15 protein-coding genes and 3 pseudogenes are annotated in these 16,503 nt (G+C 40.1%); 5 read left to right on the top strand and 13 right to left on the bottom strand.

Going from position 1 to position 16,503, the window contains the following annotated elements; genetic code table 11:
* Positions 1-9 precede the first annotated feature (9 nt).
* The 3 genes from HWQ40_RS25200 to HWQ40_RS25190 all read right to left on the bottom strand — a co-directional run bounded on the left by HWQ40_RS25200 (position 10) and on the right by HWQ40_RS25190 (position 2,407).
* Positions 10-927: an NAD(+) kinase gene (locus HWQ40_RS25200; protein ID WP_292783283.1), complete on the bottom strand. Its 918-nt coding sequence runs from the start codon at positions 925-927 to the stop codon at positions 10-12.
* Between the two features lie 130 nt (positions 928-1,057).
* On the bottom strand, positions 1,058-2,056 hold the full coding sequence (locus HWQ40_RS25195) for an SDR family oxidoreductase (RefSeq protein WP_292783281.1): 999 nt from the start codon (positions 2,054-2,056) through the stop codon (positions 1,058-1,060).
* Positions 2,057-2,302: 246 nt separating this feature from the next.
* Positions 2,303-2,407, bottom strand: a complete 105-nt coding sequence (locus tag HWQ40_RS25190; RefSeq protein ID WP_292752220.1) for a PetM family cytochrome b6-f complex subunit 7 — start codon at positions 2,405-2,407, stop codon at positions 2,303-2,305.
* A 204-nt stretch (positions 2,408-2,611) separates the two neighbouring features.
* Here HWQ40_RS25190 and pdxA point away from each other — a divergent pair, with 204 nt between their 5' ends.
* Both pdxA and HWQ40_RS25180 read left to right on the top strand, forming a co-directional pair.
* The gene (gene pdxA / locus HWQ40_RS25185; protein ID WP_292783278.1) at positions 2,612-3,691 is read left to right on the top strand and encodes a 4-hydroxythreonine-4-phosphate dehydrogenase PdxA; all 1,080 of its coding nucleotides are present in this window, start codon (positions 2,612-2,614) and stop codon (positions 3,689-3,691) included.
* 352 nt (positions 3,692-4,043) lie between these two features.
* Positions 4,044-4,232, top strand: a complete 189-nt coding sequence (locus HWQ40_RS25180) for a hypothetical protein (RefSeq protein WP_181928370.1) — start codon at positions 4,044-4,046, stop codon at positions 4,230-4,232.
* A gap of 81 nt (positions 4,233-4,313) precedes the next feature.
* Here the strand turns inward: HWQ40_RS25180 and HWQ40_RS25175 are convergent, their stop codons facing one another.
* Entirely contained in the window at positions 4,314-4,550 is a 237-nt protein-coding gene (locus HWQ40_RS25175; RefSeq protein WP_292783274.1) for a hypothetical protein, read from the bottom strand.
* A 147-nt stretch (positions 4,551-4,697) separates the two neighbouring features.
* The gene (locus HWQ40_RS25170) at positions 4,698-5,417 is read right to left on the bottom strand and encodes a response regulator transcription factor (protein ID WP_292783273.1); all 720 of its coding nucleotides are present in this window, start codon (positions 5,415-5,417) and stop codon (positions 4,698-4,700) included.
* Between the two features lie 1,194 nt (positions 5,418-6,611).
* Between HWQ40_RS25170 and HWQ40_RS25165 the strand changes: the two are divergent.
* Positions 6,612-7,058, top strand: a pseudogene (locus HWQ40_RS25165) (rhodanese-like domain-containing protein); the annotation flags it as partial.
* Positions 7,059-7,629: 571 nt separating this feature from the next.
* Here the strand turns inward: HWQ40_RS25165 and HWQ40_RS25160 are convergent.
* Both HWQ40_RS25160 and HWQ40_RS25155 read right to left on the bottom strand, forming a co-directional pair.
* A complete protein-coding gene (locus HWQ40_RS25160; protein ID WP_292783271.1) occupies positions 7,630-8,259 on the bottom strand; it encodes a ribonuclease D in 630 nt (209 codons plus the stop codon).
* Between the two features lie 89 nt (positions 8,260-8,348).
* A complete protein-coding gene (locus HWQ40_RS25155; protein WP_292783269.1) occupies positions 8,349-8,897 on the bottom strand; it encodes a CAP domain-containing protein in 549 nt (182 codons plus the stop codon).
* A gap of 594 nt (positions 8,898-9,491) precedes the next feature.
* Between HWQ40_RS25155 and HWQ40_RS25150 the strand changes: the two are divergent.
* Positions 9,492-9,635, top strand: a pseudogene (locus HWQ40_RS25150) (IS4 family transposase); the annotation flags it as partial.
* A 361-nt stretch (positions 9,636-9,996) separates the two neighbouring features.
* Here the strand turns inward: HWQ40_RS25150 and pstB are convergent.
* The 6 genes and pseudogenes from pstB to HWQ40_RS25120 all read right to left on the bottom strand — a co-directional run bounded on the left by pstB (position 9,997) and on the right by HWQ40_RS25120 (position 15,573).
* Complete coding sequence (gene pstB / locus HWQ40_RS25145) at positions 9,997-10,776, bottom strand: phosphate ABC transporter ATP-binding protein PstB (protein ID WP_292783267.1); 780 nt, start codon at positions 10,774-10,776, stop codon at positions 9,997-9,999.
* A 182-nt stretch (positions 10,777-10,958) separates the two neighbouring features.
* Entirely contained in the window at positions 10,959-11,840 is an 882-nt protein-coding gene (gene pstA, locus HWQ40_RS25140) for a phosphate ABC transporter permease PstA (RefSeq protein ID WP_292783264.1), read from the bottom strand.
* A 74-nt stretch (positions 11,841-11,914) separates the two neighbouring features.
* Entirely contained in the window at positions 11,915-12,892 is a 978-nt protein-coding gene (pstC, locus tag HWQ40_RS25135; RefSeq protein WP_292783261.1) for a phosphate ABC transporter permease subunit PstC, read from the bottom strand.
* A gap of 182 nt (positions 12,893-13,074) precedes the next feature.
* A complete protein-coding gene (pstS, locus tag HWQ40_RS25130) occupies positions 13,075-14,118 on the bottom strand; it encodes a phosphate ABC transporter substrate-binding protein PstS (RefSeq protein ID WP_292783258.1) in 1,044 nt (347 codons plus the stop codon).
* Positions 14,119-14,336: 218 nt separating this feature from the next.
* Positions 14,337-14,486 (bottom strand): annotated as a pseudogene (locus HWQ40_RS25125) (Uma2 family endonuclease); the annotation flags it as partial.
* Positions 14,487-14,619: 133 nt separating this feature from the next.
* Positions 14,620-15,573: a stage II sporulation protein M gene (locus HWQ40_RS25120; RefSeq protein ID WP_292783256.1), complete on the bottom strand. Its 954-nt coding sequence runs from the start codon at positions 15,571-15,573 to the stop codon at positions 14,620-14,622.
* A gap of 80 nt (positions 15,574-15,653) precedes the next feature.
* Here HWQ40_RS25120 and HWQ40_RS25115 point away from each other — a divergent pair, with 80 nt between their 5' ends.
* Positions 15,654-16,499 carry a hypothetical protein gene (locus tag HWQ40_RS25115; protein ID WP_292783254.1) on the top strand — a complete coding sequence of 282 codons (846 nt, stop codon included), beginning with the start codon at positions 15,654-15,656 and terminating at the stop codon, positions 16,497-16,499.
* Positions 16,500-16,503 lie beyond the last annotated feature (4 nt).

Here is a 16,503-nt window from a genome sequence, read left to right as displayed (position 1 = left end):
GCCCAATACTTAAGGCAATTCTACCGAAGTTGGTTTAGCGATATGTGGTAAACCCCAACCTAATTTTTCTCGCAAAATTCGGAAAAACTCAGGCGGTTGCAGGCGAATAAATCTGGCACTATATTGCGATCGCTCCATATATACTCGATCTTCTGGTAATATATAGCACCCCCCATTCCCATCTACTACCATCACCAGCCGAGGAATATTGACTGGGTAGATATTGACCGATTCAGTATCTGGAAATACCAATGCTCTAGAAGCTAGGGAATGGGGACAAATAGGTACTAGCTGTAAAACAGGTACGCCAGGAGTTACGACTGGGCCACCAGCACTCAATGAGTAAGCTGTAGAACCAGTAGGCGTAGAAACAATTACACCATCTGCGGCAATATCTACTGGCGCATGATGCCCTATGGCAATTTCAAAATGGCACATAGAGGTCAAAGGTTCTCGGTGTAGCACCATTTCATTCAGGCATAGGGCTTCCCATAACACTGAATCATCCCGAAACACTTTGACAGTGAGCATAGCTCGTTCTTCAATTTCATACTCACCTGCCATCGCCTGTTCTAGTGCTTGGGGCAATTGATTCAGGAAAGTTTCCGTCAAAAATCCCATGTGGCCGGTATTCACTGTTAGCAGTGGAATCCCACAAGGGGCTACTTGACGAGACGCTGCCAGAACAGTGCCGTCTCCCCCTAATACCACTGCAAACTCCATATCTGAGTCAAAACCAGGGGGTGTCAGACCGTCAATGGGGGTGTGGCACACAGGACTCTCCGGGTTAGGGTAGCCCAGTATCCCACCAATACTTGATGTGATACATACATTCCAACCGGCTGCGGTTAGCTTGTCTTTCAACTCGATAGCGACACGGCCCGCTATCGGTTTAACGTCATTGTAGATAATGCCTGCTTTCGGCACACTCAAATATCCAATTTTAGGCGATGCTCTGTATTATGTAATCGTTACACATTTTTGGTCATGTAGTCATTAATCTAGAGTCAAATATCCAGAGTCTAGAGTTTTACGACTCATGTCTGTTTTGTAATGACTACTGACTGTTGGCTTTTGAAGATTGTTTAAAAGGAGTTTTTTTAGGTTTCTGCTTTTTATTTTTATTTTTTTGGTAGTCTACTTCTTTGAGTTTCTTCATGATTCGGCTGAAGTACTCTTGTAGATAGCTTTCTAGGGTTGTGGTTTGTTGCGGATCTAAACCAAACACTGTGTATACTTCATCCATTGAAGCATTTAACTGTTTACCACTAGCCAATACTTCTGTAAATGCCAGCCTGTCTGCGATGTTCCATCCCCACTGAAAGAATCGCATAATACCCCGCACAGCACGCAGTAAGTTTATTGGCATTCGCGTTACTCTGGCGTCTTTTCCAGATAAGCGTTCGCACAGGTTGATAATTTCTTCTGCACTCCATGCACGAGTACCGACTATAGGAAAAGCTTGGTTTTCCGTTTCTGGTACACTCAATGCTCGGATTGCAAACTTAGCAATGTCCTGAGTGTCCATATAGGCAATGGGAGAAGAATTACCTGTTACCCAAACTGGCTGTCCTTCCAAAATGGGAATCCCATACTGACCGATTAAACCTTGCATAAACCCAGCTAGTCGCAAGATAGTATAATTCAAGCCTGACTCAGCCAAGAATAGTTCTGTACACCGCTTAATTTCCATTAGCGGCACTTCTGGGTATTTATCAGCATCTAAAATTGAAAAGAAGATAAAACGCTCCACACCCGCTGCAATTGCTGCTTGAATCAATGCTACTTTGCCTTCCCAGTCCACTTGTTTGATACTCAGTGAATCTGTAGGACGAGATGTTGAGGCATCAATAACTTGGGTTACGCCTTCTAATGCTTCCGCTAGGGTATCGGGGTAACGTAAATTTCCGGGGACGAGTTCTGCACCCCATTCTTTAAGAAAAGCTGCTTTTTTACTGCTGCGGACAAGACAGCGTACTTTATATCCCTCATCGATAGCACGACGAGCCACTTGTCTTCCTAAGGTGCCAGTGGCACCGACGATTAATAATGTCATGAGTGTTGTAATAAATTTTAATGTTTTATGAAAAGAATGTTATCAGAATAACCTATGCAAACAAAAGTTTACATCTTTTCTCAGAAAATCAATTTATTTGGATAGACTCATGGAAAAAGAGCTGTCCGATTAACGGACAAGCTTTTTTCTCATGTTAATGAAAAGGGAGTAGGGAATGGGGAAGGTGGGGCCCCCTCTGGGGATAAGGGGCAATGGGGAGAATAATAACTCCTAACTCAGCACTAATTATTCTTCTGTGCCCTGAATTTTCAGTAATAATGCGCCTAAGGCCCAGCCTACGAAGATTAAACCGAAAGACAATAGAGCTGCATTCAAAATTTCGCCGCCCATTGGTATGATTCTCCTTATGCAAAGTGGTGTGTAAACTAGGTCTACTAGAAGCTTTTCAATAGTTGCTAGGATTAGACCTGTGTAAATAATTTTAAACTAGTTTAGCAGGTAATCCCTACTGGCTTGGGGGGCAATCCCTACTGTTGGGAGAAGGTAGATGGTTAGATTGAGAAAATTTAATGATAATAATTATGAAGAGATTTTATGTATCAAAATAATCAAGGTAATTTAATAAGTTTTGTGAAAGAAAATCGTCCGCGTTTGGCGCTGACGCTGGGAGATCCTGCAGGGATTGGGCCGGAGGTGATTTTGAAAGCTTTAGCTGATCCAGAAATTCGTAAAAAATATGACGTTACAGTAGTGGGTAACGGAGATTTACTGGCACAGATTTATCACAAACTGAATTTAACTGAGAATTTAGTAGCTTTGGCAAATCCAGATGAGTTGTCAGTCAACGATGTGCAGTTGGATGGAAAAATTAAAGATCAAATTACTTCAGGAATAGGTAATGCAGCCAGTGGTGCGGCTAGTTTTGCATATATGGAATATGCGATCGCTCAAACACTGGCTGGTAAATTTGATGGTATTGTCACAGGGCCGATCGCTAAATCTGCTTGGAAAGCCGCAGGGTACAATTATCCAGGGCAAACAGAACTTTTGGCACAAAAATCAGGTGTTGACCGTTTTGGAATGTTATTCGTAGCACGATCACCTCATACTAATTGGACACTCCGTGCTTTACTTGCAACCACACATATTCCCCTACGTCAAGTAGCCGATGTGTTGACACCGCAGTTGTTGACACAGAAATTGGATTTGCTGGTGGAGTGTTTGGAGAAAGATTTTAGTATATATAAAGGGAGAATTGCGATCGCAGGGTTAAATCCCCACAGTGGGGAACAGGGACAACTTGGACATGAAGAACAAGATTGGTTAATTCCCTGGTTGGAGCAAGAGCGGCAAAAGCGACCACAATTGCAACTAGATGGGCCAATACCGCCAGATACGATGTGGGTTAAACCTGGTCAAGCTTGGTATGGAAATTCTTTAGTAGAAAATCCTGCTGATGGCTACTTAGCACTTTACCACGACCAAGGCTTAATTCCTGTGAAGCTGATGGCGTTTGATCGGGCAGTTAATACTTCTATTGGTCTTCCTTTCGTTCGGACTTCACCCGATCACGGAACAGCGTTTGATATTGCGGGTAAGGGAATTGCTGATGCTACGAGTATGAAAGCAGCAATACATTTAGCGGCTGAGTTGGTTAGTCGAAGTCAGAGATGATGCCTAAAAGTGTAAATTAACCTATTTATTTTTATAACTCGAAGATATTTCCTAATTTCAAGTGAAGGTAATCTGCATTTCCCAGTTATTCACTCATTGAGTTGCTGGGATTTTTTCTTTTGGCTCTAGGAAGGTTTATAGGCTAACGCCTAACAATTGTGAAGTGCTGATGTTCATTTATTTATCCACTCGCTGGGTGGACTATATGGTGAGCAGCTTCGCTGAGGAAATTAGTAAAGAAAACAAAGATAACTAAACAACGCCCCAGGAATTTACCTGTTGCTTCTTGTTTGTTCATGTCTGAAGAGGCGCTAACGTGCATAGCTTCGTGAATACTATTTGGTACATTCAAATGTCACAAAAACTAAAAGAATTGGGTTTTGTTATTAGTACCACTTTATTGCTTGGTGGTTCTTTCGGTTTGGCTGTTGTTGATAAAGACTATCGTCCAGTATTTGCTGATCTTGTTAAGGTCGGCTTTGGTGGCTATGTCGGTTGGGTTACTTCTACCCGACACGAGCAGGACAAAGGTAAGGATTAAAATTCCTTTCTACATTGTCTAGTAACCTGAAACAACTGTACCATCCTGATTATGAGTATTTTAGCTAGTCTTAGTTATCACTCAATTTTCCAGCAACTCGGAACACATTTTCATACGCCAAGCATATTGCTGAAAATAATCTTCCCCTGCTTTAGCGTAATAATGCAAGACTTTATCGGTATTAGCTTTGTGCTTGTCCCAAATTTTACCTATAGGTGAAACCTCGGTTAAGCTCTGTACATTTTGCTTTTGTTGGAACTGATTTTGAGTCGATAGATTAAAAGCAATAAAGTTACTCTCTGAGGCTTGAGCAGACACGAAGTCACCGAATCAGTTTGTATCAACGTCCCAAATTAACGCAACTTATACGGTAAAGCCTCAGTAAAAGTATTTAAATAAGCGATAAGACTAATGCTGAATCATCTGAGTCGCTCTTTTTATGAAGTACTCCTGAAATTGGAAAGCTCAGGAATTAGTATTTTCGTCAGGTGCTTCAAACTTGTAACCATAGCCTCGCACAGTTTTAATAAACTCCGGTATGCTGGGATCGACTTCCATCTTTTTGCGAAGCTGACCAATATGCACATCAACCACCCGGCCATCTCCTATGTAGTCGCAACCCCAGATTTTTTGGATTAGCTGTGGACGACTCCAGGCCTGATTAGGATGACTTGCCAAAAAATGTAAGATATTAAATTCCAGCGCTGTTAAGGCCAGAGTTTTATCGTTAAGTGTTACCTCCCGACCCTCTGGATTAATTACTAGCTGCTTGAAAACGATACGTTGTGTTGGGGAAGGATTAATGTAGCGTATCCGCCTCAAAAGAGCTTCTACTCTAACTTCAACTTCTGCAAGACTAAATGGTTTAGTCATGAAATCATCAGCACCTGCGCTTAAGATTTTAATTTTATCAGCCTCGTCAGTCCTACTAGTTAGTATTAGTACTAAAACATTAGTACGACTCTGCATTTCTTGGCAAAGGTTATAACCAGTAACATCCGGCAAATTCCAATCCAGAATTACTAAAGCTGGGTTAAATTGCTCAAACAACGATAAGGCAGTCCTACCATCTGCTGCCGACTCTATTTGATATTTCCGACTTAAAAAACGATAAACGAGATTTCGGACGCCGAAGTCGTCATCAACGATCAGAATTTTGGGAGTAGTAGCAGTAACCATAACCATAATGCTATCTATTGTAGATCGGGCGATTTGCTGTTGCGCCAGTTTTACTTTACGTGTTTTTATTGAGAGTTTATTTACGCGCTTGTCTGCTGAGTACCATCGCTACTGTAGTACTTGTATACATTTAATTTCCATGAAGCTTATGACAACCTCAGCCATTGTCATGCCGATAAAATTTATAATTATTGCATGATTCTTGCATAATTTTAAATTTTTATTGTATAATATTAAATTTTTACATTTTGGATAAGTGTAATTAAAACCCATCTGCGTAACCGCAAATAGTCAAAAGACACATCCAGAAGCGACGGCAATTGCTACAACTTTAAAAGAGTAACGCACTCCCTGATTAATTAGGTCTCTAAAAAGGCTCACAAACTAACTTATCAGCCAATCTAGATTCTCAACTCCTACTTACTAGACTGTACTATAACCAATAAATTTGTTCTCTTGAAGAAGGTCTACGAAAATCTACCCTGGTGCATTTACATGTAGCTACCCTCTTAAGCATATACTATACTACAAGTTTCAGCCTGAGACTATGACAAGCCAAGGACCCAAAGCATCCTCAGAAGGTATATAGGGCAGCAAAACCAGCTTTAACAGACAAAAGCAACAGCAAAAAGAATTGCTAAAGCAATATATATGATGTCAATAAATTGCTAGTAGCTTGCCTCAATAGTGCTGCTGACAGCAGAATTCAGAATGGGCTACGCTCCGCTGCGCTAACAGAAGTAAAACACTCTTTATTATCTGGTTAACAGATTTAGCTTGTGTACCTGACAAACTTCTAATCTGCTGTATATAACTCTACAAGCGTGGCAGGAGATTGAGGAGACATTATTATTAGCGATCGCTGATATTAAAAAGGTATCAATTACTATATTCATCGCTAAATATTCTTCATTTTAAACTAATGTTTTTCTCGATTTATGAGGAATTTAGTAAAATGAAAAATATCTAAATGACTAAAATATCAAAAATATAAACTTTAAATATATTGAATTAGATTTTTACAAAAAATATTGTCTATACTCTCAAATGGCGTTATTTGCAATTGATTAATTGGTAGAATTTCTGGAAATTACTCAGTCTATCTGAGGAGAGAGTTTGAGAATATTCATACCAGAGAAAGATCAATTAAATATCTTCAGTTCGCTAAATTGCTATTATTATCGTCAGTAAGGAAAAATTATGGTTAATAATTTAGTCGGCGGCATCATTCCCCCACAACCACCAATAGAAGCACAAACTGATGCTCATGTCCTAAAGACTCGTCTGGAATGGGGTGAACCAGCTTTTACAATTCTGGATGTGCGCGATCGAGCGACCTTCAACGAAGGTCACATTATGGGAGCAATGCCAATGCCAGCAGATGAATTGGTAGAGCGTGCAGTAGCTTCTTTAGATAAGAGCCGTGACATTTACCTTTACGGTGCCAACGATCAAGAAACTGCCCAAGCTGCACAACAACTGCGCTCTAATGGATTTGAGCATATCTCCCAACTTAAAGGTGGTCTTGGCGCATGGAAGGCGATCGGTGGCCCAACAGAAGGGATTGTTGAATCAAAAACTCCCCCAGGTGCAGATGACTATAATGTTGTAGACCGGCTAAAAAACCACCAAGAAAATCTGCAAAAGGGCGGTACTAGCGCGACAGAATCCGTTAAGAAGGGAGCAAGTGACCTCAAGGAAGGCATTCAAGAGGGAGTCAGTAATCTCAAGGAAAACATTCAAGAGGGAGCTAGTAACCTCAAAGAAGGCATTCAAGAGGGAGCCAGTAATATCAAAGAAAACGTTCAAGAGGGAGCCAGTAATGTCAAAGAAGGCATTCAAGAGGGAGCCAGTAATGTCAAAGAAGGCATTAGTGAATCTAAAACTCCTAAAGATAATGAATGATTCCAATGTTGGATCTTAGGCAAAAAATAACTTAGAAAATTAGCGAATAGACCTCTTGCATAAATCAAGAATAAGAACCCCACTCTACCTTTGACTAACGTTAAAGTCTCCCTTGTTTGCTTGCCGGGCAGAGTTTAAGAGTGGGCTGTTAAAAAATTTTCCAAGAGGTCTAATCTCGATTTATCACGATCAGATAAGTCACAATTCACAAATGGAGCCGGAGACTGCGAAACTCCGGTCAGAAGACAGAATATTTTGTCTAGTGATGCTTGCCCTCCAGATAAATAATTTTTGCAAGAGGTTTACTGTTTGATCAATGTTCAAACAAATCTTTAAATTGCAATAAATCTAAAGAAACTATCGTTGGTAGAAATTCAAAACATTCTTGAGCAATTTGCCAACGTTCTTCTCGTTTAAGCATTTGTATTAACTTCTGCTGCACACTAAGTAAGTAGCGCACATCATTGGCAGCATAACTTAGTTGAGCTTCAGATAAGCTAACGGCGTTACCCCAATCAGAACTTTGAGAGCTTTTATCTAGTTCCACTTGTTCTAACTCTTGTACCACGTCTTTGAGTCCGTGGCGATTTGTGTAAGTGCGGGCTAATTTACTGGCAATTTTGGTGCAAAAAATCGGTCCTACCTGAATACCCAGATTGGCTCGCAAAGTGGCCAAGTCAAATCGAGCAAAGTGAAACACTTTCACAACATTGACTGCTTCCAAGAGTTTTTTTAAGTTGGGAGCGTCAGCTTGTCCCTTGGCTATGCGGATTGCAGTCACTTTCCCTTCAAGATTGCACAGCTGGACGAGACACAAGCGATCGCGCAACGGCAACAATCCCATCGTTTCTGTATCAACTGCGATCGCTGTAGATTCTAAATACTGGCTAAGGGCTGCGTCACTGAGGTCGCGATCGCTCACCTGAAAATCTGGTAATGTCATCAATTGTTCAAAAATAATAGCAGTGTCCAGCAGAAAAAAGTCTTGTCAGACACTACATTATTATTGTGCAAAAAAATCAGAAATTAAATCTACCTAGTGCGAAAAAACATCTGTGTCAGGTAGACTTCGCCTTGGTTATTAGTAGCAACGCCAATTCCAGTCAGGTTATAATTTCCTTTAAGATTCTTTAGGTGTCCGGGACTTTTGATCCAACCAGTAACAGCTTCCTCTACGGGATTGCTATATCCCCGGTTAAAAGCAACATTTTCCGCCGCACTGTTGTAGCGAATAGGGATAGCTTTGACTCGCCCTTCAAATCCCTGATGGCTAAATGGGGTTTTACCTTTAGCCATATTTTGACTATGAATTCTTGCCTGTCGAGTTAAATTTGCATTTAAAGTCAACTTTGGCAGCCCTTTAGAAACCCGATATCGATTAATTTGGTCAAATACTGATTTTTCTAACTCAGTAGTTTTAAAAGTAGGAGTCGATATTGCAACCTGACTAGAAAAAAGCGACAACAGCTTATTACGGGTGGATGTATTCGTAGAAGTATGATTTGGTATCGGAGCAGTCGTTAATCCACTAGCAAGGACAAGCGCACTTAAAGCGATGCCAAAAGCAGTTTGTCGGAACATGGAGAATTGCGTAATGTGTAGAGATATAAGACTTCTACTCTACCCTATTGTTCCGAAGATATATACCACAATACTGTTAAGTAATGATGAATTTCGGCAATTTGGCTACATCCTTTACAAGTAACACAAGCAATCATTACCAATTGTCAGTACTTCAATAGGGCAGCTTCATGAAAATCACGGTTAATTTTGCGAATAATTTCAGATTTTCAGGAATTATCTAGCAAAAGCTTTACTAACAGGTTAAAGTTTGGGGAATTTGAGAAAAAACCTAAACTTTACCAAATCTAACGCTGTGTGCAATTTTTACTCAAACCTAATCTCCTTGCCTAATAATAAGGAATAGGTAAAATTCAAAGCCTCTCTCTTTGCAGGCTACGGTGTACACACATCTTGGTAATGAAGCCCAAATCCCTGGATTTACCCCCCTTGCCAAGGCTACGGTGTATACACAAGTCGAATGTAAAGTAGATGCAGAGGTTTTTTGAGAAGCAAAAACATGGATAATCCCATCTTAATTGACGCTTCGACGACACCAGGAACTGCATTTGGAGATCCAAGGCTGATAAAAAGGGGGCAGCATTATATGAAGCTATTCGCAAGCACCAATCGATAAATATCCGGCAAATAAGTCGAAATTGGGCAGAACAGATGGGTTATTATCGGTTTTTGGAAAATGAAAAGGTCACACTATCAGAGCTAGTAAGTAGCCTTTCGGATGATTGCCAGGTTCAGGTGGCGGAACGGCATGTATCATGTTGAATGTAATTTGTTACTTTTACTCCCTCTAGATTGACTAGCTCTGTTAAAATTTTTGAGTGGGATTTTGATGACATAGTGTGATCCAGACTTATTTAATTAATTTTGATAACTGTAATTAACAGCAACTTTACTTTCTAAGTCAAGTCTGGTAACGATTATAGTTTTAAATTAATATGATAATCTCCGCTTTATATCGGATTTTTGCTAAATTTTTGGCATACTAGGTACTGAAGAACCAGATAAATTAGTAATAGTAACTTTTGTAAGCTACATTTTATGAGTATCTCCTAGTACAAGCTAGATCGAGAAAAATCAATAATTTACGCTTGAAAGTATCTTAACCGAAACGCCCGGAAATGTAGTCGCGGGTGCGGGGGTCTAGTGGGTTGTTAAAGATTTGCTCTGTAGCGCCAAACTCAACCATTTGACCAATCCGACTTTCATCGGTGCTAAAGAAAGCCGTAAAATCAGAAACGCGAGCGGCTTGCTGCATATTGTGGGTAACGATCGCAATTGTCAACTCAGACTGTAAACTGTGGAGTAGTTCCTCAACTTTCATGGTGGCAATGGGGTCAAGAGCCGAGCAAGGTTCATCCATCAGCAGAACTTTTGGCTTGACTGCTAAAGCACGGGCAATACATAATCTTTGTTGCTGACCACCAGAAAGCCCTAAAGCTGATTTATCGAGCTTATCTTTGACTTCATCCCAAAGAGCAGCGCTGTGAAGTGCAGATTCGACAATTTCATCTAATTCTAATTTTGAATACCTACCTGCTATTCTCATCCCGTAGGCAACATTTTCGTAAATGCTGATCCCAAAAGGATTCGGTTTTTGAAACACCATACCAATTTGGCGGCGTAACCGATTGATGTTGACACGAGGATCGTAAATATTCTGACCAAAAAATTCTACATCTCCTTCAATTTTTACGGGCCCTTCCAATTCGCTAATGCGATTAAGAATTTTGATGAAGGTAGATTTCCCACAACCACTAGGGCCAATAATTGCCGTTACTTGGTTCTGATAAATATTTATTGACACCTTTTCAATAGCTTTTGTTGTGCCATAGTAAAAGCTGATATTTTTAACTTTGATAGCTGGAATTAGGTTACTCATGCAATTCGTAATTCGTAATGACCCTCGTTCGCCCTTGGCGTCTCCCCTTGGGAGAAGACTCGCTACCGCTACGCTAACGTAATTCGTAATTAAGGCATATAAAACAAGCCTTGATACTGGCGGCTTACCATTTTAATATCATACTTTCCCAAGATATAAAATAATACAAAAAATTATTTATTTTACTTTAGTCTTCTCTGTCTAATAACTAAGCGAGAAATAATACTGACACATAAAATTAAGCCGAGTAGAACTATAGAAGTAGTCCATACTAATTGACTTTTTTGTGGGTCGGGGTCGTTGTATAGGTTAAAAATCAATACTGGTAAAGAAGCTGTTGGACTTAACAATCCTTCTGACCAATCTAGACTAAATAAAGCAGTAAAAATTAAGGGTGCTGTTTCACCAGCCGCACGAGCTACAGCTAATAAAATGCCTGTAGTAATTCCGGGGATTGCAGTAGTTACAACAATGCGAAAAGTAGTTTGGAAGCGAGTTCCGCCTAAAGCAGCAGAGGCGAGGCGTTGAGATGTGGGAATCAGTTTTAAGGATTCTTCTGTTGTCAGTATAATTACAGGGAGCATAATCACGGCTAAAGCAAAACCACCTGCGATCGCACTAAATCCTTTAGTTACCAAAACTATCACACCATAAGCAAACACGCCGACAACAATTGAAGGCACACCTGTAAGAATACTAGTGACAAAACGAACAATACTAGCAACTGGATTAGTTTGACTAAATTCTGCTAAGAAAATTCCTGTCACGATCCCTGTGGGAATGCTTAAAATAGCACCAATAACTACCATGATTATGGTTCCCAGGATGGCATTGCCAAAGCCATTATCAATAACTGCTTTGACAAACATTTCTGATTTGAGTCCAGATATTCCCCGGACGAAAATTTCCCACAAAATTGATAATAAAGGAATGAGTACTAGACCTGTCAAACCAAAGGCGATCGCATTCATTGCGTATGTAAATATTACTCGTTCTGTTGGCAGAGGACTGCATAATTCTGCCGCTAAAGATTCATCCGTTTCTGACTGGATGTAACCACTCATAAGTTTGACAAATTTTGGTTAATAAACGTCTTGCTACACTGATTTATTTGTGGTAATTTCAAAGTGATATAGTGTTATTTATTTTTCCTGCCAACCCACTTCACCAATAGTACAGCGCCAATATTTACAGCTAGAGTCAACCCAAACAAAATCAATGCCAAATAGCTTAAAGCACCTATATGTAACCCTGGTTCAGCTTCGGCAAATTCATTAGCCAATACAGAAGGAATTGTATAAGCTGGATCGAGTAAAGAAGCGCTGATTTGAGCAGAGTTACCAATCACCATCGTGACAGCCATTGTTTCACCCAAAGCACGTCCTAAAGCAAGCATTGCTGCACTCACTATTCCAGAAAATCCAGATGGTAGCAAGACTCGAAAAATTGTTTCCCAACGGGTTCCACCTAAAGCCATAGATGCACTACGTAATTCTTTAGGGATAGCCATTAAGACATCACGACTAATTGCTGCCATTGTGGGCAAAATCATGATGGCGAGAATAACTCCAGCAGTCAACATATTAGTCCCAGAAGGATCTTCTGTATTAAACAGTGGTATCCATTTAAAAGTGCTGGCTAGCCACTTTTGTAGAGGTTCTAGAATTGGAATAAAGACAAAAATCGCCCATAAACCAATAATTACACTGGGAATTGCGGCAATTAATTCAACAACAAATGCTAGGGTGGTTCGCAATGATGTAGGTAAAAAATTTTCACTGGTCACTAAGGCTACTGCCATTCCCACTGGGACAGCAAATAAAATAGCGATCGCACTACTTACCAAAGTTCCATAAATATAGGGTAATGCACCAAAAATCTGATTACCTGTATCCCAATCTTGTCCCCACAAAAACCCCATTCCAAACTGCTTGATGGCTGGTAGAGCTTCGTGTAAAATTACCCAACTCATCAAAAATAGTACTGCAACGGTAATCACAGCAAAAAAGTATACTAGCCGTGTAAAACCTTGGTCAAACCAGAAATTTGTGCCGCTGGTAGCAGTTATATTGAAATTTTCATCGCCTAGATTTGAATCATCTGATAAATTTGCCATTACAAATCAATGAAAATAGATTTTTACTTACTAGTAGAGCAACTTATTAACTCAATTTATTAGGGGAGGAAAGTAGTAAAATAATCCCCCTAAACCTCTTAAAAGGGGGATATATTCAAAGCACCCTTCCCTTTTTAAGGGGATAGAGGGATCTCTTGTGCGTAAGTTCTAAAAATTGCAAATTAAGGCTTGACAGAGCTATTCACTGTCTGAAGCACTCGATTTGCTACATCAGATGGAATTTTGGTGTAGTTAAGGTCATCGTTATACTGTTGACCGTCTTTTAATACCCAATTAATCCATTTCTTAATTGCATCAGCTTTAGCAGCATTAGCATACTGTTTGTAAACCATCATCCAAGTAAGACCGACAATGGGATAACCTTGTCCTGGATCTCCTACAAAAACGCGGTAGTTGTCTGGGAAAGTGACAGTTGATAAAGCTGCATTTGCAGATTCTAAAGAAGGAGCAACAAATTCTCCGTTCTTATTTTGTACGAGTGCTGATTTCAGATTGTTTTTGACAGCGTAGCTATATTCAACATAACCTATAGAACCAGGAGTCCGAGCTACTATAGCAGCTACGCCTGGATTCCCTTTGCCTTTGAGGACATTTGGCAGATTCCATTTTGGAGCAGTGTTAGTTCCAACTCTGCCTTTAAAATAACCGCTGATGGCACTCAAGTGATTAGTAAAAATGAAAGTTGTACCGCTACCATCGGCACGAACAGCAAATTTAATTGTTTGATTTGGTAGATTAGCATTTGGATTATCAGCTTTAATTTTCGCGTCATTCCATTTGGTAATTTGACCTGAATAAATTGCTGGTAGTGTAGCGCGGGATAATTTGAGATCGTTAACGCCTGGAAGATTGTAAACAACAGAAACAGCACCGCCTGCTGTAGGTACTAAGATTGCACCATTCTTGACTTTAGCGATTTCATCATCTTTCATTGCAGCATCACTACCACCAAAGTCAACAGTTCCAGCGATGACTTGACGAATACCGCCACCACTACCAATTGCTTGGTAGTTAATTTTCAAGTCTGGATATTTCTTCTTCACTTCACGAGCATAGCGTTCGTAAAGCGGAGCCGGGAAAGTTGCTCCTGCACCATTGAGAGTTTCAGCTTGTGCGATCGCACCAAAAAATGGACTAACTGCAACAGAAGTTGTCACCATTGAAGTAGCAACGACACGATTCAATATGGCGGTCGAAAAAATCATATTACCTCTGATTAAAGGAATATTTTATTGGTGTAATTCCAGTCTTCAATAAGGTACATTTTTTATATTTAAACTTTGTTTAACAAATGATAAATAAAACATTAATATCTGTTTAAATCTTACTTTTAAAGATTTTTAGCTTGTTGATATTTGATGTATTAAATTAGTATAGATAAGAAGCATTGCCTTTTGTTCATCAGATAGTTCGGTGATGATGCTTTGACAACAGAATTTATTGTGGGGCAGAGTTCTCCTTGAGGCATAGGTTTGGGAATGATTTTGCCGTCGATGTACTCAGAATAAGGTTTAGTTTCTGGTAGTGCAAGAAACTCTTCTAGAGTCAATATTTTATTTGGTGTTTTTACCATAATTATCCTAGCTTCAACTTACGATGATTTTTTTACATACTTAAGCCATAACGAGTGAAGTCTTAACTGAAAAATATTTACCTTATTCTAAAACGTTTTTTAAATTTCCCAATCATCTGCCATCCAAATTATTTTATTTTTGCTTGCGGCTACAATACATTACAAAAAGTATAAATAATCCTATTCCTGCCAGATATTTAATCGGCTCAGGTATGCTTGGATTAGGTGAAAAAAAGCCTTCGATCGCACCAGCAAGAATCAACATTGGTACAATCCCAAATACTAGCTGCACCGCCTGATAACCATAAAATTTCAGTGCATCCCCACGGCGATATTTACCAGGAAACAAAATTGCTCTTGCTAATAAAAATCCCGCACCTCCAGCAAAAAAGATCGCCGGTAATTCCAAAGAACCATGCGGAAACACAAAGGCCCAAAAAGGATAAGCCAGATTATTTTGACCAACTAAAGTACCAACAGCACCAATTAATAAACCATTAAATACCATCAAATAGGCTGTGTATGCTCCAGCCGTCATACCACCGGCGACAGCCCCAAAAGATACCGACAAATTATTGATCGCGATCCCGCTGGATGCCAGAGGTTCAACACCGACAATTGAACCCATCCATAATTTATGCTCATCTCGCACCTTGGTAATCAAGCTTTCAGGTACAATCAAAGGCATAAAGCTGGGGTTTTGCCAGGAATACCACCAAGCCACTAGTGCGCCTAGTAAAAATAGCGCCGTTGCCACAGCAATATATACAAATGTTTTCTGGACTACAGATGGTAATCCCCAACGATAAAATTCTAGGATTGCCTGCCATTCTTGTCGCCGCGAGCCTTGATAAATCTGCGTGTAGGCACGAGTTGTTAAAGATTGTAAACTTTGGATCAAAGTATTACCGATTTGCTGAGTGCGGGCACGTGCCAAATCTGCCGCTACAGAACGATACAAACTTGCTAACTCTCTAATTTCTGCTGCCCGTAAGGACTTTAAACCTTTTTTTTCTATCTGCCTTAATAGGGCATCCAAACGCTGCCAATTCGGTTCTCGTCGCGCAATCCAACGTTGAATATTCATGAATTTTGGGAACACTGAGTTTAACTTAGCTTAAGATAGCCTCAAATTCATCTCCGTAATTTCAAGGCAAATTTACCATTATGTCTGAAAACTTTGGATCTTCTGGCCAGATACAACCACTGAGTATCGGTAACGTTGTCAGTGCTGCGGTACGCTTGTATCGTTCTCATTTGAAGACTTATCTTAATCTAGCTGCGATCGCTCACTTGTGGATTCTCGTTCCTGTGTATGGTTGGGCAAAATATGCAGCCATCTCTGGACTAATTTCACGCTTGGCTTTTGGAGAATTGATTTACCAGCCTGAAGGTGTTCAAACTGCCAGAAGCCATATTAATCCACGTCTTTGGTCATTTTTAAGAGTTGGTTTCCAAGTAAGTATATCCTTGCTGGTAATTTATTTTGGAATGGCGATCGTGGGCACTCTGCTAGGTGGGTTGCTCGGAGGAGTATTAGGAGGGATATTAGGTGTTAGTGCAGGTATTACAGCCACCATTATGGGATTAATTGTAACGGGAGTTCTTGTGCTGTTAGGACTAACCTGGTTCTACTCCCGTTGGATAGTAGCTGAAGTGCCCTTAGCAGTTGAGGAAAATATCAATGGTGGCGAAAGTGTTGCCAGAAGTTGGGAGTTAACTAAAGCCTCAGTATTTCGCATTCAAGGCATTGTTTTAGTTGCTTTTATCGTTACATTGCCGTTGGTGTTTGTATTAAACTATATACCTAACTTATTCCTAATCAGGCTTGAGCCTGGTACTGCTATTTACTCGATTGTCTATCTTATTTCTGTGATTGGAAGCTTGATCGGTGGAGTTTTAGTCATGCCATTCTGGCAAGCACTAAAAGCTGTTTTATACTTGGACTTGCGTAGTCGGCGTGAAGGTCTAGGTTTACAATTACGAGAACCTCCCTCACAAGATTTTCGTTAACCCA

It is taken from the genome of Nostoc sp. NMS9, from assembly GCF_017114995.1.
Lineage (GTDB): Bacteria > Cyanobacteriota > Cyanobacteriia > Cyanobacteriales > Nostocaceae > Nostoc.
This window is presented reverse-complemented; position numbering and strand designations above follow the sequence as displayed.

What these genes read in the sequence shown, in the direction of transcription:
- pstC (WP_292783261.1), bottom strand. Translation starts at nt 12,892, where the DNA reads ATGGCAAATTTATCAGATGATTCAAATCTAGGCGATGAAAATTTCAAT.
- HWQ40_RS25115 (WP_292783254.1), top strand. Translation starts at nt 15,654, where the DNA reads ATGTCTGAAAACTTTGGATCTTCTGGCCAGATACAACCACTGAGTATC.
- HWQ40_RS25195 (WP_292783281.1), bottom strand. Translation starts at nt 2,056, where the DNA reads ATGACATTATTAATCGTCGGTGCCACTGGCACCTTAGGAAGACAAGTG.
- HWQ40_RS25170 (WP_292783273.1), bottom strand. Translation starts at nt 5,417, where the DNA reads ATGGTTATGGTTACTGCTACTACTCCCAAAATTCTGATCGTTGATGAC.
- pdxA (WP_292783278.1), top strand. Translation starts at nt 2,612, where the DNA reads ATGTATCAAAATAATCAAGGTAATTTAATAAGTTTTGTGAAAGAAAAT.
- HWQ40_RS25120 (WP_292783256.1), bottom strand. Translation starts at nt 15,573, where the DNA reads ATGAATATTCAACGTTGGATTGCGCGACGAGAACCGAATTGGCAGCGT.
- pstS (WP_292783258.1), bottom strand. Translation starts at nt 14,118, where the DNA reads ATGATTTTTTCGACCGCCATATTGAATCGTGTCGTTGCTACTTCAATG.
- HWQ40_RS25160 (WP_292783271.1), bottom strand. Translation starts at nt 8,259, where the DNA reads ATGACATTACCAGATTTTCAGGTGAGCGATCGCGACCTCAGTGACGCA.
- HWQ40_RS25155 (WP_292783269.1), bottom strand. Translation starts at nt 8,897, where the DNA reads ATGTTCCGACAAACTGCTTTTGGCATCGCTTTAAGTGCGCTTGTCCTT.
- pstA (WP_292783264.1), bottom strand. Translation starts at nt 11,840, where the DNA reads ATGAGTGGTTACATCCAGTCAGAAACGGATGAATCTTTAGCGGCAGAA.
- HWQ40_RS25180 (WP_181928370.1), top strand. Translation starts at nt 4,044, where the DNA reads ATGTCACAAAAACTAAAAGAATTGGGTTTTGTTATTAGTACCACTTTA.
- HWQ40_RS25190 (WP_292752220.1), bottom strand. Translation starts at nt 2,407, where the DNA reads ATGGGCGGCGAAATTTTGAATGCAGCTCTATTGTCTTTCGGTTTAATC.
- pstB (WP_292783267.1), bottom strand. Translation starts at nt 10,776, where the DNA reads ATGAGTAACCTAATTCCAGCTATCAAAGTTAAAAATATCAGCTTTTAC.